The organism is Paucibacter sp. B2R-40 (assembly GCF_025717555.1).
Classification (GTDB): Bacteria; Pseudomonadota; Gammaproteobacteria; order Burkholderiales; family Burkholderiaceae_C; genus Paucibacter_A.
On record NZ_JAJIRP010000009.1, the window covers coordinates 252,272 to 273,098 of the forward strand.

At 60.0% G+C, this 20,827-nt stretch carries 17 protein-coding genes; 15 read left to right on the forward strand and 2 right to left on the reverse strand.

What is annotated here, in order from left to right; genetic code table 11:
• The first annotated feature begins 37 nt into the window (after positions 1 to 37).
• The 15 genes from LNV09_RS18770 (at position 38) to LNV09_RS18840 (ending at position 18,374) form a co-directional block, all read left to right on the forward strand.
• Positions 38 to 4,849: a glutamate synthase-related protein gene (locus tag LNV09_RS18770; RefSeq protein WP_263558597.1), complete on the forward strand. Its 4,812-nt coding sequence runs from the start codon at positions 38 to 40 to the stop codon at positions 4,847 to 4,849.
• 14 nt (positions 4,850 to 4,863) lie between these two features.
• Positions 4,864 to 6,342, forward strand: coding sequence for a glutamate synthase subunit beta (locus tag LNV09_RS18775; protein WP_263558598.1), 1,479 nt, complete (start codon positions 4,864 to 4,866; stop codon positions 6,340 to 6,342).
• 268 nt (positions 6,343 to 6,610) lie between these two features.
• Positions 6,611 to 7,084, forward strand: a complete 474-nt coding sequence (locus tag LNV09_RS18780) for a type IV pilin protein (protein ID WP_263558599.1) — start codon at positions 6,611 to 6,613, stop codon at positions 7,082 to 7,084.
• Positions 7,084 to 7,722 (forward strand): GspH/FimT family pseudopilin, encoded by a 639-nt coding sequence (locus LNV09_RS18785; protein ID WP_263558600.1) that lies wholly within the window; start codon positions 7,084 to 7,086, stop codon positions 7,720 to 7,722. The genes LNV09_RS18780 and LNV09_RS18785 overlap by 1 nt, the downstream gene beginning before the upstream one ends.
• Positions 7,719 to 8,150: a type IV pilus modification PilV family protein gene (locus LNV09_RS18790; RefSeq protein ID WP_263558601.1), complete on the forward strand. Its 432-nt coding sequence runs from the start codon at positions 7,719 to 7,721 to the stop codon at positions 8,148 to 8,150. Before LNV09_RS18785 ends, LNV09_RS18790 begins: the two co-directional genes overlap by 4 nt.
• Positions 8,147 to 9,316, forward strand: a complete 1,170-nt coding sequence (locus LNV09_RS18795; RefSeq protein WP_263558602.1) for a PilW family protein — start codon at positions 8,147 to 8,149, stop codon at positions 9,314 to 9,316. The genes LNV09_RS18790 and LNV09_RS18795 overlap by 4 nt, the downstream gene beginning before the upstream one ends.
• A complete protein-coding gene (locus tag LNV09_RS18800; RefSeq protein ID WP_263558603.1) occupies positions 9,313 to 9,981 on the forward strand; it encodes a pilus assembly PilX family protein in 669 nt (222 codons plus the stop codon). Before LNV09_RS18795 ends, LNV09_RS18800 begins: the two co-directional genes overlap by 4 nt.
• Before the next feature lie 37 nt (positions 9,982 to 10,018).
• Entirely contained in the window at positions 10,019 to 13,621 is a 3,603-nt protein-coding gene (locus LNV09_RS18805) for a pilus assembly protein (RefSeq protein WP_263558604.1), read from the forward strand.
• Complete coding sequence (locus LNV09_RS18810) at positions 13,621 to 14,301, forward strand: energy transducer TonB (RefSeq protein ID WP_263558605.1); 681 nt, start codon at positions 13,621 to 13,623, stop codon at positions 14,299 to 14,301. Before LNV09_RS18805 ends, LNV09_RS18810 begins: the two co-directional genes overlap by 1 nt.
• 113 nt (positions 14,302 to 14,414) lie before the next feature.
• Entirely contained in the window at positions 14,415 to 15,251 is an 837-nt protein-coding gene (locus tag LNV09_RS18815) for an ABC transporter ATP-binding protein (RefSeq protein ID WP_263558606.1), read from the forward strand.
• Entirely contained in the window at positions 15,248 to 16,036 is a 789-nt protein-coding gene (mlaE, locus tag LNV09_RS18820; RefSeq protein WP_263558607.1) for a lipid asymmetry maintenance ABC transporter permease subunit MlaE, read from the forward strand. Before LNV09_RS18815 ends, mlaE begins: the two co-directional genes overlap by 4 nt.
• Positions 16,037 to 16,069: 33 nt before the next feature.
• Positions 16,070 to 16,558, forward strand: coding sequence for an outer membrane lipid asymmetry maintenance protein MlaD (gene mlaD / locus LNV09_RS18825; protein ID WP_263558608.1), 489 nt, complete (start codon positions 16,070 to 16,072; stop codon positions 16,556 to 16,558).
• Positions 16,555 to 17,322, forward strand: coding sequence for an MlaA family lipoprotein (locus tag LNV09_RS18830; protein WP_263558609.1), 768 nt, complete (start codon positions 16,555 to 16,557; stop codon positions 17,320 to 17,322). Before mlaD ends, LNV09_RS18830 begins: the two co-directional genes overlap by 4 nt.
• Before the next feature lie 72 nt (positions 17,323 to 17,394).
• The gene (locus tag LNV09_RS18835; protein ID WP_411969320.1) at positions 17,395 to 18,045 is read left to right on the forward strand and encodes an MlaC/ttg2D family ABC transporter substrate-binding protein; all 651 of its coding nucleotides are present in this window, start codon (positions 17,395 to 17,397) and stop codon (positions 18,043 to 18,045) included.
• A gap of 14 nt (positions 18,046 to 18,059) precedes the next feature.
• Positions 18,060 to 18,374 carry an STAS domain-containing protein gene (locus LNV09_RS18840; RefSeq protein WP_263558610.1) on the forward strand — a complete coding sequence of 105 codons (315 nt, stop codon included), beginning with the start codon at positions 18,060 to 18,062 and terminating at the stop codon, positions 18,372 to 18,374.
• An 8-nt stretch (positions 18,375 to 18,382) separates the two neighbouring features.
• Here LNV09_RS18840 and LNV09_RS18845 read toward each other — a convergent pair whose 3' ends face one another.
• Positions 18,383 to 19,240 carry a MurR/RpiR family transcriptional regulator gene (locus LNV09_RS18845; RefSeq protein WP_263558638.1) on the reverse strand — a complete coding sequence of 286 codons (858 nt, stop codon included), beginning with the start codon at positions 19,238 to 19,240 and terminating at the stop codon, positions 18,383 to 18,385.
• 28 nt (positions 19,241 to 19,268) lie between these two features.
• Positions 19,269 to 20,714, reverse strand: a complete 1,446-nt coding sequence (gene zwf / locus LNV09_RS18850) for a glucose-6-phosphate dehydrogenase (RefSeq protein WP_263558611.1) — start codon at positions 20,712 to 20,714, stop codon at positions 19,269 to 19,271.
• Positions 20,715 to 20,827 lie beyond the last annotated feature (113 nt).

The window sequence follows — 20,827 nt, forward strand, 5'->3', positions numbered from 1 at the left end:
AACCTTCGGTACGTATTGAATTACCGAGGACAGCGTCATGACCCGATCGACCCAGGCCGAAGCAGGCTTTCAGCAATCGCAAGAGCTGCAGCAGCAACGCGCTGAGAAGCAAGATTTGGCCGAGCATGGCCTGTACCGGCCGCAGAACGAGAAGGACGCTTGCGGCCTTGGTTTCGTGGCGCATATCAAGGGTCTGAAAGCACATTCGATCGTTCAGCAGGGTTTGAAGATCCTCGAAAACCTCGACCACCGGGGCGCGGTCGGCGCCGACAAGCTGATGGGCGACGGCGCCGGCATCTTGATCCAGATCCCGGACGAGTATTTCCGCGCCGAGATGGCCAGTGCGGGCGTGGGCCCTGACGGTTCGGTCGGTGTGGAGTTGCCGCCGCCTGGCGAGTATGGCGTCGGCATGATCTTCTTGCCCAAGGAGCATGCGTCGCGACTGGCTTGCGAGCAGGAGTTGGCCCGTGCGATCAAGGCCGAGGGTCAGGTCTTGCTGGGCTGGCGTGATGTGCCGGTCGATGCCGAGATGCCGATGTCGCCAACGGTGCGTGCCAAAGAGCCCATCATTCGGCAGATTTTCATCGGCCGCGGCCAAGACATCATTGTTCCCGACGCGCTGGAGCGCAAGCTCTATGTGATCCGCAAGACGGCCAGCAGCGCCATCCAGGCGCTGCAGCTGACCCATAGCCGTGAGTACTACGTGCCCAGCATGAGCTGCCGCACCATCATTTACAAGGGTCTTTTGCTGGCCGATCAAGTCGGCAGTTACTACAAGGACTTGGCCGACCCGCGCGTGGTTTCCGCCATCGCCCTCGTCCACCAGCGCTTTTCGACCAATACCTTCCCCGAGTGGCCACTCGCCCACCCCTACCGCATGGTCGCCCACAACGGCGAGATCAACACGGTCAAGGGCAACTTCAACTGGATGCGTGCACGCGAAGGCGTGATGAAGTCGCCGGTGCTGGGTGACGATCTGGACAAGCTCTACCCGATCAGCTTCGAGCACCAGTCCGACACCGCGACCTTTGACAACGCGATTGAGCTGCTGACGATGGCCGGCTATCCGCTGGCGCATGCCGCGATGATGATGATCCCAGAAGCTTGGGAGCAGCACGAGATGATGGACCCGCGCCGCCGCGCTTTCTATGAATACCACGCCGCGATGATGGAACCCTGGGACGGCCCGGCTGCGATGGTCTTCACCGATGGCCGCCAAGTCTGCGCCGCGCTCGACCGCAATGGCTTGCGCCCGGCGCGCTATTGCATCACCGATGACGACCTGGTCATCCTTGCGTCCGAAAGCGGCGTTTTGCCTGTCCCGGAAAACAAGATCGTCAAGAAGTGGCGCTTGCAGCCCGGCAAGATGTTCCTGATCGACCTGGAGCAGGGCCGCATCATTGACGACGAAGAGTTGAAGAATCAGTACGCCAACGCCCGCCCTTATCGGCAATGGATCGAGAACGTTCGGGTCAAGCTGGATGACATCGCGGTGATTGATGCCAAGCCGGTCGCCTTTGAGTCCTCGCTCTTGGATCGCCAGCAAGCTTTCGGTTTCACTCAGGAAGACATCAAGTTCCTGATGGCGCCTATGGCTGCCAATGGCGAAGAAGCGCTCGGCTCGATGGGCAATGACTCGCCGCTGGCCGTGCTGTCCTCCAAGGACAAGCCGCTGTTCAACTATTTCAAGCAGTTGTTCGCCCAGGTCACGAACCCGCCGATCGACCCGATCCGCGAAGCGATCGTGATGTCGCTGAACAGCTTCATCGGACCTAAGCCGAACCTGCTGGACATCAATGCGGTCAATCCTCCGATGCGCCTGGAAGTGTCGCAGCCGGTGCTGGACTTTAAGGACATGGCTCGGCTGCGTCAGATCGAAGCCCATACCCATGGCAAGTTCAAGTCCTATGAGTTGGACATCAGCTACCCGCTGGCCTGGGGTCATGAAGGCGTCGAGGCGCAACTGGCTTCGCTCTGTGCCGAAGCCGTGGACGCGATCAAGAGCGGCCACAACATCCTCATCATCACCGACCGAGCCTTGAGCGAAAGCCGGGTGGCCATTCCTGCTTTGCTGGCGCTGTCCGCCATCCACCACCATCTGGTGCGCGAAGGCCGCCGTACGACAGCCGGCCTGGTGGTCGAGACCGGCAGCGCCCGCGAGGTGCATCACTTCGCCGTGCTGGCCGGCTTCGGCGCCGAGGCGGTTCACCCCTACCTCGCGCTGGAAACGCTGAGCGAGATCGCCGCCGGTCTGCCGGGCGATCTGTCGGCCGATAAAGCCATCTACAACTACATCAAGGGCATCGGCAAGGGCCTGTCCAAGATCATGTCCAAGATGGGCATCTCGACCTATATGTCTTACTGCGGCGCGCAGATCTTCGAGGCCATCGGCCTGAAGAGCGACTTCGTCGAGAAGTACTTCCGTGGCACGCCGACGCAAGTCGGCGGCATCGGCGTGTTCGAGGTGGCCGAAGAAGCTATCCGCCTGCACCGCGCCGCTTTCGGTGACGACCCGGTGCTGGACAGCATGCTGGACGCCGGCGGAGAGTACGCCTGGCGCGCGCGCGGCGAAGAGCATATGTGGACGCCGGACGCGATCGCCAAGCTGCAGCACAGCGCGCGCAGCGGCAAGTTCGACACTTATAAGGAATACGCGCAGATCATCAATGACCAGAGCAAGCGTCACATGACCTTGCGCGGCCTGTTCGAGTTCAAGTTCGACCCGAGCAAGGCGATCCCGCTCGACGAGGTCGAGTCGGCGAAAGAAATCGTCAAGCGTTTCGCTACCGGCGCGATGTCCTTGGGTTCGATCAGCACCGAGGCGCACGCGACGTTGGCCGTGGCGATGAACCGCATCGGGGGCAAGAGCAATACCGGCGAAGGTGGTGAGGACCCTGCGCGTTATCGCAATGAGCTCAAGGGCATCAAGATCGTCGCCGGCACCAAGGTGTCGGATGTGATCGGCAACAAGGTCATCGCGGTCGACTACGAGCTCAAGGAAGGCGACTCGCTGCGCTCCAAGATCAAGCAGGTCGCCTCCGGCCGCTTTGGCGTGACGACTGAATATCTCGTTAGCGCCGACCAGATCCAGATCAAGATGGCGCAAGGCGCCAAGCCGGGCGAGGGCGGCCAGCTGCCCGGCGGCAAGGTGTCAGAGTACATCGGCATGTTGCGTTACTCGGTGCCGGGCGTGGGCTTGATCTCGCCGCCGCCGCACCATGACATCTATTCAATCGAGGATCTGGCGCAGCTGATTCACGATCTGAAGAACGTCAACCCGCGCGCCGATGTGTCGGTCAAGCTGGTTTCTGAAGTCGGCGTCGGCACCATCGCCGCCGGCGTCACCAAGGCCAAGGCCGATCACCTGGTGATCGCCGGTCATGACGGCGGCACCGGCGCATCGCCTTGGTCCTCGATCAAGCATGCCGGCACGCCTTGGGAGCTGGGCCTGGCCGAGACTCAGCAGACCCTGGTCCTGAACCGTCTGCGCGGCCGCGTGCGTGTGCAGGCCGACGGCCAAATGAAGACCGGCCGCGACGTTGTGATCGGCGCACTCTTGGGTGCCGACGAGTTCGGCTTCGCGACCGCGCCGTTGGTTGCCGAAGGCTGCATCATGATGCGCAAATGCCATCTGAATACCTGCCCGGTCGGCGTGGCCACACAAGACCCGGTGCTGCGCGCCAAGTTCACCGGCAAGCCGGAGCATGTCGTCAACTTCTTCTTCTTCATTGCCGAAGAAGCGCGGCAGATCATGGCGCAACTGGGCATACGCAAATTTGATGAGCTGATCGGCCGCAGCGACCTGCTCGACACCAAGAAGGGCATTTCGCACTGGAAGGCCAAGGGCCTGGACTTTGCCCGCGTCTTCCACCGCCCCGAATTGGCCGGCGATGTCGCGCGCATCCACAACGATGTGCAAGACCATGGCCTGGACCGCGCACTCGACGTCAAGCTGATCGAAAAGTGTCTGCCTGCGTTTGAAAAGGGCGAGAAGGTCCAGTTCATGCAAGAGGTGACGAATGTGCGCCGCACTGTCGGCGCGATGCTGTCGGGCGAGCTGATTCGCCGCCGCCCCGAGGGCCTGCCGGATCACACCATCTTCATCCAGATGGAAGGCACAGGCGGCCAGAGCTACGGCGCATTCCTGGCCCAGGGCATTACCTTCTATTTGATCGGAGACGCGAACGACTACACCGGCAAGGGTCTGTCGGGCGGCCGCATCGTGGTGCGCCCCAGCATCGATTTCCGTGGCGACGCGACCCAGAACATCATCGTGGGCAACACCGTCTTGTACGGTGCGACCCGCGGCGAGGCCTTCTTCCGCGGCGTGGCCGGCGAGCGCTTTGCGGTGCGACTGTCGGGCGCTTCGGCGGTCGTCGAGGGCACGGGTGACCATGGTTGCGAGTACATGACCGGTGGCACCGTCGTCGTCTTGGGCAAGACCGGCCGCAACTTCGCTGCCGGAATGAGCGGCGGCATTGCCTATGTCTATGACGAGGACGGCTTGTTCGCCAAGCGCTGCAACACGTCTATGGTGGCACTGGACAAGCTCTTGCCCGCTGCCGAGCAAGAAGCGACGGTGGATCGCGCCATCTGGCATCACCTGGGCGATGCGGCTGCGCAGACCGATGAAGCCATCTTGAAGAAGATGCTGGAAGACCATCATCGTTGGACCGGCAGCCAGCGCGCCCGTGATCTGCTCGACCACTGGGCCGACTCGCGCGCCAAGTTCATCAAGGTGTTCCCGCATGAATACCGCCGCGCCTTGGGCGAGATGCATGCCGCCAAGCAGGCCGTCGAAACCATCGAGCACGCCAAGGCGCCTGCCGCCAAGTCCGTCAAGGCCTAAGAAGAGAGAACGTCATGGGAAAAATCACTGGCTTCATGGAGATCGAGCGTCTGGAAGAGGGCTATGAGCCCGTCAGCGCTCGAGTCAGGAACTACAAGGAATTCGTCATCGGCCTGAACGCCGATCAGGCGAAGCTGCAAAGCGCGCGCTGCATGGACTGCGGCACGCCCTTCTGCAACAGCGGCTGCCCGGTCAACAACATCATCCCGGACTTCAATGACTTGGTTTATCGGGGTGACTGGGCCAATGCCATCACCGTGCTGCACAGCACCAACAACTTCCCCGAGTTCACCGGCCGCATCTGCCCCGCCCCTTGCGAGGCCGCTTGCACGCTGAATGTCAATGACGACGCGGTCGGCATCAAATCGATCGAGCACGCCATCATCGACCGAGCTTGGGCCGAGGGCTGGGTCAAGCCAGTGTTGCCCAAGCACAAGACCGGCAGATCTGTCGCCGTGGTCGGCTCCGGCCCCGCCGGCATGGCGGCTGCCCAGCAACTGGCGCGCGCCGGCCACAGCGTGACCTTGTTTGAGAAGAACGACCGCGTTGGCGGCCTGCTGCGCTACGGCATCCCCGACTTCAAGATGGAGAAGAGCCACATCGACCGCCGCGTCGCGCAGATGGAGGCCGAGGGCGTGGTCTTCCGCACCGGCGTGCTGGTGGGCGCGCTGCCGGCAGACTCTAAGGTCACCAACTGGGCCAAAGAGAGCATCAGCCCGGACGAGCTGAAGGCGCAGTTCGACGCCGTGCTGCTGACAGGCGGCGCCGAGAACTCGCGCGACCTGCCCATGCCCGGCCGAGAGCTGAGCGGCATCCATTTCGCGATGGAATTCCTGCCGCAGCAGAACAAGGTCAATGCCGGCGATAAGCTGAAGGGCCAAATTCGTGCCGACGGCAAACATGTCGTCGTTATCGGCGGTGGCGACACCGGCAGCGACTGTGTCGGCACCAGCAACCGCCACGGCGCCAAGAGCGTCACCCAGTTTGAGGTGATGCCGCAGCCGCCTGCAGAAGAGGACCGGCCGATGACTTGGCCCTACTGGCCGCTGAAACTGCGCACGTCCAGCAGTCACGAAGAAGGCTGCGAGCGCGAGTTCGCGATCTCGACCAAGGAATTCATCGGTGGCGAAGGCAAAGACAAGGGCAAGCTCACAGGCGTGAAGACGGTGCGAGTCGAGTGGCAGGGCGGCAGACCCGTTGAAGTGCCCGGCTCCGAGCAGGTCATCAAGGCCGATCTGGTCTTCCTGGCGATGGGTTTTGTCTCGCCAGTGGCAACGGTGCTGGATGCTTTCGGTGTGGCCAAGGATGCACGCGGCAATGCCAAGGCCACGACCGATTTCAACGGCGGCTACAAGACCAATGTCGACAAGGTTTTTGCCGCCGGCGACATGCGCCGCGGCCAGTCCTTGGTGGTCTGGGCGATTCGCGAAGGGCGTCAGGCCGCGCGAGCTGTCGATGAGTACTTGATGGGCGTGAGCGACCTGCCGCGCTAAGCACTTGGCCTCTGGCCACATTGATACAGAAGCCACCTTCGGGTGGCTTTTTTTATGGCTTCGAGTTCTCGGCTTTGCGCGACTATGTTTGTTGTAGCACCTCGTTACCTGTTTGCGCCGCTGGTCGCAAGCCCTCCCCCGCCTATCTGCGGGGGGCTGGGAAGTGTGAAGTCCTTCACATCCAATAGGGCGCGAGCTGCAGAGAATGTCATCAATCGCTGCGCAAACCCCCTGTCTGGGGCAGCGGCCACCAGGAGTCCAAGCCATCATGAACAAACGCACGCCAATCAAGCACATCAACTCAGCCTTGGTGAGCGGCTTCACCTTGATTGAACTGATGGTTACCGTGGCGATTGTGGGTATCTTGGCCTCGGTGGCCGTGCCCACCTACAAGGACTACATCCGTCGCGGTCAATTGCCCGAGGCATTCTCTGGTATGTCAAATTACCGCATCAAGATGGAGCAGTATTACCAGGACAACCGCAAGTATGGCGCAACCACTTGCGCCGACGGCGCCAATGCCCCGGCTTGGAATACCTTCAGCGATGGCTCCAACTATTTCACCTTTGCTTGCGCACTTTCGGATTCCGGGCAGGGCTTCAAGTTGACCGCAACCGGCTCAAGCGGCCAGGCCTCAGGGCACACCTACACCCTGGACCACAACAATAGCAAGGCCACCACCAAGTTCAAGAACTCGGCCAGCAGCAAAGCGTGTTGGTTGCAAAAAGGGGATGAGTGCTGATGAATACGCTGCGACGCCGCAGCGGCGCGCCGCTGCACGCTTTCGATCAAGGTTTTTCCTTGATTGAATTGGTGGTGGTGATCGCCATTCTGGGCTTCGCTATGGCGGCCGTCCTGCCTGAGGTTGGCTCTTGGATGCGCAGCCTTGCAGTGCGCAACTCGGCCGAATCCCTGCGCTCCGGCATAGAGCGTGCGCGCATGGAGGCGCTTAGGCGCAACACCAATGTCAGCTTTTGGCTGGTCTCCGAGAGCGCCAAGACCTTGTCGAATAGTTGTGTTTTGTCGAATTCTGGCCCCTCTTGGGTGGTCAGTGGTGCGGACCCTGCTGGCAAATGTGGCAGCGAGCCTTCCCGCACTGAGGACCCTATGTTGATCGAAAAGTGGTCTGCGGCCGATGGTTCCAGCGGCGCCATCTTGACGTCGGTGGACAGTGACGGCACATCCGCCGGCAGTGTCACATTCAACAGTCTCGGGCAAGTGTTGAGCACGGGGACACAAATTGCGCGCATCGACGTCGAACATTCGGCAAGCGGGGTGCGCACCTTGCGCGTGGAGATCGAGCCCGGGGGTGCGGTTCGCGTTTGTGATCCGGCGGTGGATGCCTCTGATCCACGCCATTGCAGGGAGAACGGAGCGTGAAACATCAACTCAAATCCAGGTCGCAGGCTGCTCGTCCGGGTGAGCGCGGCGTTGCCATGATCGAGGCCTTGGTGGGGATCTTGATCTTCGCGTTTGGTGTTTTAGGCTTGGTGGGCCTGCAGGCGACGATGACCAAGGCCCAAACGGGGGCAAAGTTCCGCGCCGATGCGGCCAATGCCAGTCAGGAACTGATTGGCGTGATGTGGAGCGATAGCGCGGCCAACCTGAGCAAATACAGCACAGCAAATTGTGCGACTTATGCGCGCTGCAAAGAATGGTCAGATAAGTTAAAGCAACTCTTGCCAGGAGCAGCGACTGCCGTGGTGGTTGACGGCGCCAGCGGCGAGGTCACGATCACCATTTCATGGACGCAGGCCGGCGAAGGCAACCACAGTTTTACCAGTTCGGCAATGGTGGTGCTGCTATGAATATACGCAATCAGAATCAGCGATCCGAAGCGCAACAAGGCGGATTTTCCTTGATCGAGTTGATGGTCGGCATGGCCATCGGCTTGCTCTGCACCTTGGTCATCGCGACCGTCTTGAGTTCGGCTGAAGGACATCGCCGCGGTACCACGCAGGGCTCGGACGCGCAGGTGAATGGCACCGTGGCGCTCTACACCGTGCAGCGCGAGTTGGCGATGGCAGGATACGGGTTTGCCAGTGAATCTGCGGCCGTGGGTTGCCAGTTACAGGCCTTTTACAACGGTGTGGCCGTGCCGGCCTTGCCGGCGCGCTTGCTGCCCGTGATCATCACGCAGGGAGCTGGCGGCGCAAGTGACAACGTGCGCGTGTTGGCGAGTTCCAAGTTTGTCGATGGCAGTGTCGCGACCCGCCACGATGTGGGCTACACCATACCCACGCGTATCACATCAAGCTATGACCCGCTCGACACCGGACCCACCAAGCGCTTTCAGTATCAGGTGTCTTCTTTGTTGAGCATCGTGCCCGGCGACTTGATGGTGGCGGTGGTCAATGCGGCGAGTCCATGTGGTTTGTTTCAGGCGACCGGCGTCCAAGTCAGCGCGACGATGGGACGCTTGGTCTTGCGTGCTGACGACGCCGCTAAATGGAATGCACCCAATCACCCCTCTCAGCTGGCACCCAACGGCAGCTTTCTGGTCAATCTGGGGCGGCTGATTGATGTGTCTTACAGCGTCGACGGACAGCAGTATTTGACGAGTAGCCAGTTTGACAGCCTCACGCGTGGCCGCAACGAACGCCAATTGCAAGGCAATATTGTCTTGCTCAAAGCCCTCTACGGGCGCGACACCGATGCCGTCCCCGATGGCGTGGTCGATACCTATGACTACAACACGCCGACCAATAACGCCGAGGCATTGCGTGTGCTGAGTGTGCGTGTTGTGGTGGTGGCACGCAGTGCGCAGTTCGAGAAGGAGGAGGTCACCACCAGCTTGCCAAAATGGGACGTCGGCAAGGCCACTGCCGTGGCAGGCGCTGTCGCATGCGAGAGCAGCAAATGTATCGAGCTGAAGATCGATGCGGCTGACGATTGGAAGCACTACCGCTACAAGGTGTTCGACACGGTGGTGCCGCTGCGAAACCAACGCTGGAAATCAGGGGATGCACCATGAATCGCACTGAGACTTTCAACTTGGTCAAAGGGCGGCAGACGGGGATGGCATTGATCTTCGCCCTGCTGGCCCTGGTTGCCTTGACGATGGGGGCCGTGGCCTTGATACGTTCGGTTGATTCAGGCGTGATGGCACTCGGGAATCTCGCTTTCAAGCAAAGCGGCGTCACGTCCGGTGCCAAAGCGACAGAGCAAGCGATCGGCTGGGTTCGCGATAGATTGGCGGGCAACACTTTGAATACCGACAGCGTGGCCAATGGCTATTACGCGACCGATATTGCAACCCTGGACATCACTGGTCGTACCGTGGGCACCAATAATGTGTTGGCGATGGTGGATTGGAATTTGGATGACTGCAAGGTCAATGGCCATGCTTCTGGCACCATCAGTTGCGCTACCAAACCCTCCGCGGCCGTCACCATAGGTGGTGATCAAGTGCAGTATGTGGTGACGCGCTTGTGCCGTGAACAACTGCCTCCGTCACAGACAGATTGCTCAACGCCGGTCACCCAAAACAGCACGCAGGCGCTGGGGCGCGGCAGTCTTGACTATGGCTCGCCGGAGCAACTTGGCGTTTCAAGCTACAGCCCTTACTACCGCATCATCACGCGAACGGTAGGCCCCAAGGGCACCGTCAGCTTCACCGAAACGATGATTCATTTTTGAATCTGAACAGTTTCCACCGATTTCGCAAGGAGGCGCTATGTCGTACTTTCTATTCAATGCCCGCCGTTTGAATCGGGGTAGCAAGCTGTCGCTGTTGAGTTTGAGCCTGTGCATCTGGGCGGGCGCCGCCTGGGCCGTGGACACCAGCATCTCGCAAACACCGCTGGTGACTGCCTCCGGCACCCCCGTCAAGCCGAATCTGCTCTTCATCCTGGATGACTCGGGCAGTATGAGCTACGATTTTTTGCCGGAGGCCGCCAGTTTCAGTGCGAGCCGCTATGGGGCCGCCAGCGCACAATGCAATGGTTTGGCCTATAACCCCCAGCCCGAAGTGCAGTATTTGCCGCCGCTTGATGCTAATGGCGACCCCAAGGCCAATGCGCCCAAGTCTCTGGCCATGCAACTGCCGGATACGACGGATTACCACAGCATTGATGTGCCGTCTCCGGTGAAAGTGCAAACCAGTGGCAACCTGACAATGACTTTGCGCTCGGCCTTGTCTGCGCCGACCACCGCTGGCTCACCCGTCACTCTGTACAGCAATTCAGATAATTCAATCTGGATGAAGGCCACAGTCAGCAACTGGAATGGCGCAACAAAGGTGCTGACAGTTGCCGTCAGTGAGGGCTACCCCGAAGTCGGGACCGCGCTGCCAACACCGCGCGTGGTCAATGGTCACCCGACCGGCCTTAGCTATTACAAGTACACGGGTGCACAGCCGGCCTTGAGTTACACCTATGCATCTGATACCGGTGCGACCGTCACCAGCAGTGCTTTTTACAAGGAATGCAACAGCAGCATCGGCCAGTCGCCCGGTAAGTCGGTGTTCAGCTTGACCACCTTGGCTGCCGATGAACAGCAAAAATATGCCAATTGGTTGATGTTCTACAGCGACCGCATGAGAATGATGAAGACCGTCGTCTCTCAGGCTTTCAAGAACATCGATCTTAAGTACAGAGTCGGTTACGCCACCATCTGGAACAAGTCCTATATCGAAGGCGCAGACCCGTCGATGTGGTTGAACGGCAATTTTTATCAAAAGAGCGTCAAAGATTTTCTGCCCGTGCGCGATTTTGAATCGACTCAGAAAGCCAAGTTTTATGACTCCTTGAACGCGGCCATCCCGGGCAATGGCACACCGCTGCGCGCTGCCTTGTCAACGGCCGGTCGCTACTACGCCAAGAAGCTCGACAGTCAAGCCGGGGCAGGGGCTGTGACGGCTGATCCGATGCAGTTTTCCTGCCAGAAGAATTTCACCATCTTGGCAACCGATGGGGCTTGGAACGAAGGCAGTAGCGAGGCGCTCTCATTGAGCGGCACCCAAATCGCCAATGAGGACGGCACGTCTGCTCGGCCGATGCGCGACGGCACCGGTACGCCGACCGGGGCGTCGTCGACTTCCTTGGCAGACGTGGCCATGCATTTCTATAGCAGCGATCTGCGCACCACCGAGTTGGGCAATTGCACCGGTGATGGCGGAGCCGACGTGTGCAAGAACGATATAGCCAACGCCGGCACCGGACGCGACACCGCGATCAACCAGCGCATGGTGACTTACACCATGAGCTTGGGTCAAAACGGTACCTTGCCCTACATCAAAGATTACGAAACCTCGGCAACCGGGACTTACGCCGGCCTCTTGACCGGTGGCGTGCAGTGGCCGGTGCCCAATAACGACGCGCGCAAAGTCGATGATCTATGGCACGCTGCTGTGAATGGGCGAGGCATCTATTTCAATGCCTCTGATCCGACCGATGTGAGCAACGGCCTGAAAACGGCCTTGGCCAAGATTGACGCCCAAATCGCGTCAGGCTCGGCCGCTGCCACCAGCACGCTGCGGCCGGTTGAGGGCAATAACCAAGTCTTCATCGCGCGCTACAAGTCGGTAGAGTGGTACGGCGATCTGCGTGCCTACAAAATTGACCCCAAGACAGGGCAGCCTCTTGTCGTCACCAATCCCGACAATCGAGAGTTGGACAATGCCGATTGGAGCGCCTCGGCCAAGCTTGGTGCCAGAGTGACAGCGCGCGAGATCAAATTCATGTCAGGTTCGTCCCTCAAATCCTTTGTTTGGTCGGAGCTTTCGGCCGCTCAGAAGGCCTTGTTTGCAGGACGCTGCGATACCGTACCGAAGCTGAATCAATGCCCGTCCTTAGACGCAGGTGAAAAACTCAGTGCCAACAATGGTGAAAACCTGGTGAATTACATTCGCGGCACCGAGTTTGCGGGTGTCTTTCGAGCCAGAACCAAGAAGCTCGGCGATATGGTGGGCTCTTCGCCCGTGTATGTAGGCAATGCGCCGATGAAGTATGCGGACACGGGCTACGCCGACTTTCAAACTCAGCAAGCCAACCGCCGGCGCATGGTCTATGTGGGCGGCAACGACGGCATGTTGCATGCATTTGATGCGAACAACGGTGAGGAACTTTGGGCCTTCGTTCCCAGCTTGGTGATGCCGAACTTGTACAAGTTGGCGGATGAAAACTATGCCAGCAGTCATCAGTTCTTTGTCGATGGCTCGCCGGTGGTGGCTGATGTTGCAGGCGCGGACGGCGTGTGGAAAACGATTTTGGTGGGCGGGATGGGCGCTGGTGGCGCTGGCTACTTTGCCCTGGATATCACCGACCCTGCCAACCCCAAAGCGCTCTGGGAGTACAGCGAACCGGCTGTGCTGGGTTTGACCATGGCGCCCGCCTTGGTCACCAAGCTGAGCGGCGGAACTTGGGTGGTGGCCTTGAGTTCGGGCTACAACAACAGCGATGGCAAGGGCCATTTGGTCTTGTTCAATGCCTTGCAAGGCCCCACCGTGAACCGTCAAACCATTGACACCACGGCCTACGATGCCGGCCTGGCCACGGGCTTGGGTCCTCTGAATGCCTGGGTCGAGAATATGTCCGACAACATCGCAACGCGCTTCTACGCTGGCGATATGCAGGGACGGCTGTGGCGCTTCAATCCTTCAGACGGCACGGCGTTTTTGCTGGCGACCTTGAAAGCCGATGACAAGGCGCAGCCCATCACGACGCAACCTCAACTGGCCTTGATCGATTACAAGGGTTTCAAGACGGCGGCGGTCTATGTCGGCACAGGTCGACTGCTGGGTTTGGGGGATATCTCCAATACCGATAAGCAGACCATTTACGGCATCAAGGATGTACTCGGTGCCACTTACCTGGGCGACGTTCGCAACAATGGCACCATGGTAGAGCAGACTCTCACCACCAGCGGAACAACGCGCACCGCCAGTGGCAATTCGGTCGACTGGACCTTGAAAAACGGCTGGTTTGTCGATATGCCCGATGCAGGCGAGCGCATCAATATCGATATGTTGCTGCAATTCAATACCTTGACGGCGGCCTCGAATACACCCATCAGCGCAGCCTCATGCGCGAGCGGAGGCGGCACGGCGTGGTTGTATTACTTCGATATCGCCAACGGATCCAACACCGGCGAGCATGTCGGCACGGCGATTGGGGACGCCATGGTGGTGGGTTTGAGTTCGTTCGTATTGGCAGACGGCAAGAACGGTGTGATCGTCAATAAATCGGTCAAGGATCCGGACTCAAAAATCATCCCGACGCCAGCTGCGCCGAATCCACAGGGCCGGCGCTCGTCTTGGCGCGAATTGGTTGATCGCTGATGTTTCAAGGCCGCAGCAGGCTGGCATCATCCGCTTTGGTCTTGGCGGCTAGTGTCGGCGGCTCGGTACTTTTGCATGCACTGGCCTTGACGCGAAGTTGGCCTGAGCAAGCGCCCAGCAAGCCGGTGCTTAAGCGGGCCGCAATGCGTTTGGCGCAGCGTCATACCGGTTCTGGGGTACCTTCAAATGGTGGTCCTTCCTCGACAGTGGCAGCACTTGAATTCGATACGCGAGGTGAGGGCGCGGCCATTGAAGCTTTGGTGCCGACTGTCATCGACGCGCTCGAAACGAACGCGCTGCAGCCCGTGTCAACCGCCCCATCGGGAAGCTTGTTGCCGAGGGGAGAGTGGGATGCCTATGTGCCGAGACCTTTGCTCACCAAGCCACCTCAGGCGCTGGAGTCGGTGCTGTTGGCTTGGCCGGACTTCCCGGCGGAACAAGCTCATTTTGAAGCGGTGGCGGCGCTGTACATCGACGAGGCAGGTGTTGTGCAGGCCCTGCGAGTCCAACAGGGTCAACTCCCGGAGCCTTTGCTAGAGGCGGCGCGGCGAGCCTTTGAGGGGCGGCGATTCATTCCTGGCGAGTTGAATGGTCAAGCCGTTAAAACGCGGATCTATGTCGAGATCATGTTTGACCAGCCGCAGGCGCCCAAGTCCCTTGCTCGGGGGATATCCCGGTAACCCATATTTACTGGGTTTCATCGGGGCATCCAGCGCCATCCGGTCGAACTACAGTGTTTCCCCTATGATGTGCCCTTTTGAAGTTCGGGCTCTCGGCCCGCCCCAAAAGGCTCATGGCCGTAAATCCCACCTCGCTTACTGCTCAAGCCATACCGCTGGTTGAATTACGTGATGTCACCTGTGGCTACGGTGACAGAGTCATTCTGGAGCAGGTCAATCTGTGTGTGCCGCGCGGCAAGGTGCTGGCCTTGATAGGCACCTCGGGCGGCGGCAAGACCACCGTTTTGCGCCTGCTGGGTCGGCAGATTCGGCCAATCAAGGGTCAGGTCTTGTTTGACGGCCAAGATATTGGACCTCTCAATCTCGCTGATCTCTATGCCGTACGTCGTCGTATGGGCATGCTGTTCCAGTTCGGCGCCTTGTTCACCGACCTGTCGGTATTCGAGAACGTGGCTTTTCCATTGCGTGAACACACCAAGTTGACCGAATCGATGATTCGTGATTTGGTGCTGATGAAGCTCAACTCGGTTGGACTTCGGGGCGCGCGGGACCTGATGCCGTCCGAGATTTCCGGTGGCATGGCCCGGCGCGTGGCGCTGGCACGTGCCATCGCTTTGGACCCCGACCTGGTCTTGTACGACGAACCCTTCGCCGGCCTCGATCCGATTTCGCTGGGCGTTGCGGCTCGCCTGATTCGCGATTTGAATGATGCCTTGGGCTTGACCAGCATCATCGTCTCGCACGACTTGCATGAGACCTTTGCGATCGCCGACGAGGTCGCCATGATCGCCAATGGCCGGGTGGTGGCGCAGGGCACGCCGGACGAGTTGCGCCGCAGCGAAGATCCGCTGGTGCGCCAATTTGTCGGTGCCGAGCCCGAGGGGCCGGTGCATTTCCATCAGCCTGCAATGCCCGTCGTGGATGACTTTGGTTTGGGTGCGCGCACATGACGACAATTGCAAGCAGCCTGTCGGGTATCGGGCAGACGCTGCGCCTCAAGCTGGCCGACATTGGTGCGGCAACGCGTCTGTTTTTCCAAATATTGGCACGCTTGCCGCAAAGCCTGCTGCGTTTTGGCTTGGTGCGCGACCAGGTGTTTTTCCTCGGCAACCATTCGGTGTCCCTGATCGGGGTGGCTGGCTTGTTTGTGGGCTTTGTGCTGGCGCTGCAGGGCTATTACACGCTGCAACGCTATGGATCGGCCGAGGCGGTAGGCTTGCTGGTGGCGCTCAGTCTGGTGCGGGAATTAGGGCCGGTGGTGGCCGCCTTGCTGTTTGCAGGGCGTGCCGGCACCTCGCTGACGGCCGAGATTGGTTTGATGAAGGCCGGCGAGCAATTGACCGCGATGGAAATGATGGCCGTTGACCCCTTGACCCGGGTGTTGGCGCCGCGGTTTTGGGGTGGCCTGATCGCCATGCCTTTGCTGGCTGCGCTGTTCTCGGCCATCGGTGTGATCGGTGGTTGGCTGGTGGCGGTGGTGCTGATCGGCATTGACGACGGCGCGTTCTGGTCCCAGATGCAGGGCGGTGTGGATGTGTGGGCCGATGTCGGAAATGGGGTCATCAAGAGTTTGGTGTTCGGTGTGACGGTGACCTTTGTAGCGCTGCTGCAGGGCTACGCTGCAAAACCGACGCCTGAGGGCGTGGCACAGGCGACGACGCGTACCGTGGTGGTTTCCTCTTTGGCGGTACTCGCACTCGACTTTGTGCTGACCGCCATGATGTTTGCTATTTAGTTTTTCAGTATTTATTGGAATTTGGAGTTGAGCATGCAACAAGCCTCCAGGCATGACGCAGCGGTTGGATTTTTCGTGCTCTTGGGTGGGGCGGCGCTATTGTTCCTGGCCCTGAAGGCCGGCAATTTGCTGAGCCTGAACTTTGACGAGACCTATCAAGTGAGTGCCAAGTTCGACAATATTGGCGGACTGAAAAGCCGTGCATCGGTCAAGAGTGCCGGCGTTGTGATCGGGCGGGTTGAGTCGATCACTTTTGACGATAAGACCTTTCAGGCCAAGGTTTTGATCAGTTTGAACAAGAAAGTAGCTTTCCCCAAGGACAGCTCGGCGAAAATTTTGACCGCAGGTTTGCTCGGCGAGCAGTACATTGGCTTGGAGGCCGGAGCTGATGAGAAGAACTTGGGCGCCGGCGACGCGATCAAGCAGACCCAATCGGCGATCGTGCTGGAAAACCTGATTGGCCAGTTCTTGTACAACAAGGCAGCAGATTCTGGTTCTGCCGCAGGAGAGTCCAAACCATGAATGTGGGCAGGCCGAGATCCTTGCTGACGCGGAGCTTGTTGCTGGGCCTCGTCTTGTTCTTGAGCGCCTGTGCGAGCATGCGCAGCGCGCCGGGCAGCGCCGGCCAAAAGCTCGATCCTTGGGAGCCCTGGAATCGCAAGGTATTCGCCTTCAACGAATCTTTGGATACGAATTTTCTCAAGCCGGTGGCGACGGTCTACAGCAATATCGTGCCCGGGCCGATTCGGCAATCGGTCGACAACTTCGTCAACAATGTGGCCGATGCTTGGACCACCGTCAATCTGGTGCTGCAGTGGCGCTTGAAAGCCAGCGTCGAGCAAGGCATGCGCTTTGCGGTGAACTCGACATTGGGCTTTGGTGGCTTGATCGACATTGCCTCCGAGGTCGGTTTGGAGCGCAAGAACGAAGATATGGGCAAGACTTTCGGCCGCTGGGGTACCGGCACCGGAGCCTACATCGTGTGGCCGCTGCTTGGCCCTTCCTCGGTACGCGACACCTTGGCGATGCCTTTTGACTGGCAGGCCTCGCCAGCATTCATTTTCCGCGACGGCACCAGCAAGCTGGCAATTTACAGCCTGCAGACCATCAATACGCGGTCCAATTTTTTGCGCGCCAGCGAGATGCTGGAAGGTATCGCGCTGGACAGGTACACCTTCTACCGCGACGCTTTTTTGCAGCGGCGCGGCAACATCGGGGATGACGACGAGTTCGAGGTCTTGGTCCCCGCTGTCAAGGATGAGAGCAATCCGCAGGCCGGGCCGTGAATTGCGTAAGTAAACCCAATGCGGTTGAGCGTGTGAGCGCTATCGATCAGCAGCAACGAGAGATGTAAATATATGCGAGTGACAAGACTAGATTTGAGTAAGCGGGCTTTGCTGCTGGGCGCCTTGGTGGCGTCAATGGCTTTCGCTGCGCCTGCGATGGCAGCCGACGCGAGTGCGCCGGATCTGCTGATTCGCCAGCTCTCGCTGGAGACCCTCGAGGCTGTCAAAGCCGACAAATCGATTCAGGGCGGGGATTTGCAGAAGATCATCGGCTTGGTCGATACCAAGGTGATGCCGCATGTGAACTTTCAGCGCATGACGGCCTCGGCGGTCGGTCGCTTTTGGCGCCAGGCCACGCCCGAGCAGCAAAAGCGTTTGCAGGACGAGTTCAAGACTTTGCTGGTGCGGACCTATGCCGGGGCCTTGACTCAGGTGAAAGATCAAACGATCGCATTGAAGCCTTTGCGCGCCGGTGCTGACGACACTGAGGTGGTGGTGCGTACCGAGATTCGCGGCAAGGGTGATCCGATCCAGTTGGACTACCGCTTGGAGAAAGTCTCCGGTGTGTGGATGATTTTTGACGTCAATGTGCTTGGAATTTGGCTGGCCGACCAATACCGCAACAGCTTCGCGCAGGAAATCGGCGCGAACGGCATCGATGGCTTGATCAAGACCTTGGCCGACAAGAATCAAAAGGCCGCAAACCCCGCCGCCAAGGCCTGAGCATGTCGGCTCAAATGCTCAAGCTGCCAAGCTCGGTGCGGGTAGACGCGGCGCCTGCGCTTTGGTCGAGCTTACAGGCCAGTTTGCGGGCCGAAGCGGCGCAGGTCAGCAATGGCGCCGGGGCCGAGTTGAGCATCAACGCGGCGGAGTTGCAGCAGTTCGACTCGGTGGTATTGACGCTCTTGCTCAGCGCAGCCCGGCTATGCGCTGACCTGGGCCTGCATTTGCGGGTGTTGAATGTACCGGCCAAGCTGCAGGAGTTGGCCCGCGTCTACGGCGTAGCGGAACTGCTTTGGCCCGAATTGCTGGAATCCGGCCAGACTGCTTGATGTCTGGCTTAAACGTAGCGTTTGCTACGCAGATTCTTCTTGATCTCTTGCAGCATAGGCCGCAAGGTCGACCCCAGACGCAGCGCAACGCCAGTGGTCAGGATATCGATCGCAATCAAGTGCAAGAGCCTTGAAACCATCGGGCTATAACGGTCAAAGTCCTCGGGGTGATCGACCGCCAGCAAGACCTGACCCTGGCTCAAGCCCAGTGCTGCCAACGGTGAACCGCTGGCGGTGATGATGATGATGGTGGCACCCTTTTTGCGCGCGATCTCAGCGGCGTCCAACAGGTCGCGGCTGCGCCCCGAGTTGCTGATGATGACGGCGCAGTCGCCCGGCTGCAGCATCGTGGCACTCATCAACTGCACATGGCCGTCGCTGCAGGCGGCGGTGTTGACGCCCAAGCGAAAAAACTTGTGCTGTGCGTCCTGCGCCACGATGCCGGAGTTGCCCACACCATAGAACTCGATCCGCCGCCCGGTCCGCCCGGCTTCGGCCAAGGCGTTGATGGCGATCTCGAAGGCATGGCTGGCGGCGTCATTGCGGTAATGCAGCAGGGCCGCGACCGCGTTATCGACCACCTTGACGATCAGATCACCCGGCTTTTCGTCCTCATCCACCGCGCGGTGCACAAAGGGCACGCCCTCGTTGACGCTGCCGGCCAGCTTGCGCTTGAAGTCGGTCAGGCCGTCATAGCCGACGCTGCGGCAAAAGCGCACCACCGTCGGTTTGGAGACATGCGCCCGGTCGGCCAATTCGCTGACCGGCAGATTGGCAAACGAGCGCGCGTCGCTGAGCAATAACTTTGCAACGCGTTGCTCGGCGGGCGGCAGGGCCGGCAACGCCGCCTTGACCCGCTCCAGGATGCTCATGTCAGCGCTCCAGTGACCATGCTCACTGTTCTTCCGCCCATGCGAAGCCATCCCGCGCCACCAAGGCGCTGGCCGCAGCCGGGCCCCAGGACCCGGCCGAGTAGGGCCTCGGGCCGACGCTGTCTTGCTTCCAGGCATCCAGAATCGGCTCGACCCAGCGCCAAGCTTGCTCTTGCTCGTCGCTGCGCACGAACAGGTTCAGGCGGCCGGCGATGGCGTCCAAGAGCAAGCGCTCGTAAGCGCCGACGCGGTTGGCCGCAAAGGCCTTGTCGAAGTCCAGATCCAGTGACACCGGCGTCAGCGCCTCGTTGTCCGCGCCGCCCTTGTGGGCCAGCAATTGCAGCTCCAGACCGTCTTCTGGCTGCAGCTTGATGACCAGGCGATTCGGCTGATTGGCGCCCGGGAAGATCGGGTGTGGCACCGGCCGGAAATTGATGACGATCTGCGCATCGCGCTCGGCCAAACGCTTGCCGGTGCGCAGGTAAAAAGGCACGCCCGCCCAGCGCCAGTTTTGCACCTCGGTGCGCAAGGCAACAAAGGTTTCGCAGTGGCTGTCGGCCGGCACCTTGGCTTCGTCCAAGTAACCCGGTACTGCCTGGCCAGCAATATTGCCGGCGCGGTATTGACCGCGGATCACATCGCGGGCGACGCTCTCGGCGGTGAAGGGCTTGAGTGAACGCAAGACCTTGAGCTTTTCGTCGCGGATCGCGTCGGCGTCATTGGTCGACGGCGGCTCCATGGCGATCATGGTCAGCAGTTGCAGCGCATGGTTCTGGATCATGTCGCGCAAGGCGCCGGTGCCGTCGTAGAAAGCGCCGCGTGTGCCCACGCCCAGGCCTTCGGCCAGCGTGATCTGGATATTGGCAATGCTTTCGCGGCGCCACAGCGGTTCGAACAAGGCGTTGCCGAAACGCAGCGCCATCAGGTTTTGCACCGAAGGCTTGCCCAGGTAATGGTCGATGCGGAAGGCCTGCTCTTCGGCGAACACCGAGCGCACCACACGGTTGATGTCTTGCGCGCTGGCGAGGTCTTGGCCCAGCGGCTTTTCAAGCACCACGCGCACGCGCTTTTCGTTCAGACCGGCGGCGCCGAGTTGCTCACAAATTTGCGTGAAGAGATGCGGGCTGGTGGCCAGGTACAGCACCACGGTGTCGGCCGCGCGCTCACCCAACCATTCCTTCAGTCGTTGGTAATGCTCGGGCTGCGACAAGTCCATGCGGCGGTAGTGCAGCAGTGCGGCAAACTTTTCGAACTCTTCCTCATTCGGGCGCTTGGAGCCATCAACCTCCCGGAAGCGCTCCTTCAGCCATTCACGGTAGCGCTCGTCCGTCATCTCGTCGCGCGCCACCGCCAAAATGCGGCCGCCGGCCGGCAGCTTGCCGTGGCGGAAGGCCTGGAACAGCGCCGGCATCAGCTTTCTCCAAGTGAGATCGCCGGTACCGCCGAAGAAAACGAGATCGAATGACATGTGCCGAGGCCCTATCTATGGCTGCGCCGCTTGGCTGTTTTTCAAGCGGCACTTGATGTAACTAAGTTTCTAGTTTTATGATGCCGGAGTTTCTTGCAAAGGTCAATACTGAA

Excerpts from the sequence above, each read along its gene's own strand:
- LNV09_RS18770 (WP_263558597.1), top strand. The coding sequence starts at position 38 with ATGACCCGATCGACCCAGGCCGAAGCAGGCTTTCAGCAATCGCAAGAG.
- LNV09_RS18775 (WP_263558598.1), top strand. The coding sequence starts at position 4,864 with ATGGGAAAAATCACTGGCTTCATGGAGATCGAGCGTCTGGAAGAGGGC.
- LNV09_RS18780 (WP_263558599.1), top strand. The coding sequence starts at position 6,611 with ATGAACAAACGCACGCCAATCAAGCACATCAACTCAGCCTTGGTGAGC.
- LNV09_RS18785 (WP_263558600.1), top strand. The coding sequence starts at position 7,084 with ATGAATACGCTGCGACGCCGCAGCGGCGCGCCGCTGCACGCTTTCGAT.
- LNV09_RS18795 (WP_263558602.1), top strand. The coding sequence starts at position 8,147 with ATGAATATACGCAATCAGAATCAGCGATCCGAAGCGCAACAAGGCGGA.
- LNV09_RS18800 (WP_263558603.1), top strand. The coding sequence starts at position 9,313 with ATGAATCGCACTGAGACTTTCAACTTGGTCAAAGGGCGGCAGACGGGG.
- LNV09_RS18805 (WP_263558604.1), top strand. The coding sequence starts at position 10,019 with ATGTCGTACTTTCTATTCAATGCCCGCCGTTTGAATCGGGGTAGCAAG.
- LNV09_RS18810 (WP_263558605.1), top strand. The coding sequence starts at position 13,621 with ATGTTTCAAGGCCGCAGCAGGCTGGCATCATCCGCTTTGGTCTTGGCG.
- LNV09_RS18815 (WP_263558606.1), top strand. The coding sequence starts at position 14,415 with ATGGCCGTAAATCCCACCTCGCTTACTGCTCAAGCCATACCGCTGGTT.
- mlaE (WP_263558607.1), top strand. The coding sequence starts at position 15,248 with ATGACGACAATTGCAAGCAGCCTGTCGGGTATCGGGCAGACGCTGCGC.
- mlaD (WP_263558608.1), top strand. The coding sequence starts at position 16,070 with ATGCAACAAGCCTCCAGGCATGACGCAGCGGTTGGATTTTTCGTGCTC.
- LNV09_RS18830 (WP_263558609.1), top strand. The coding sequence starts at position 16,555 with ATGAATGTGGGCAGGCCGAGATCCTTGCTGACGCGGAGCTTGTTGCTG.
- LNV09_RS18835 (WP_411969320.1), top strand. The coding sequence starts at position 17,395 with ATGCGAGTGACAAGACTAGATTTGAGTAAGCGGGCTTTGCTGCTGGGC.
- LNV09_RS18840 (WP_263558610.1), top strand. The coding sequence starts at position 18,060 with ATGCTCAAGCTGCCAAGCTCGGTGCGGGTAGACGCGGCGCCTGCGCTT.
- zwf (WP_263558611.1), bottom strand. The coding sequence starts at position 20,714 with ATGTCATTCGATCTCGTTTTCTTCGGCGGTACCGGCGATCTCACTTGG.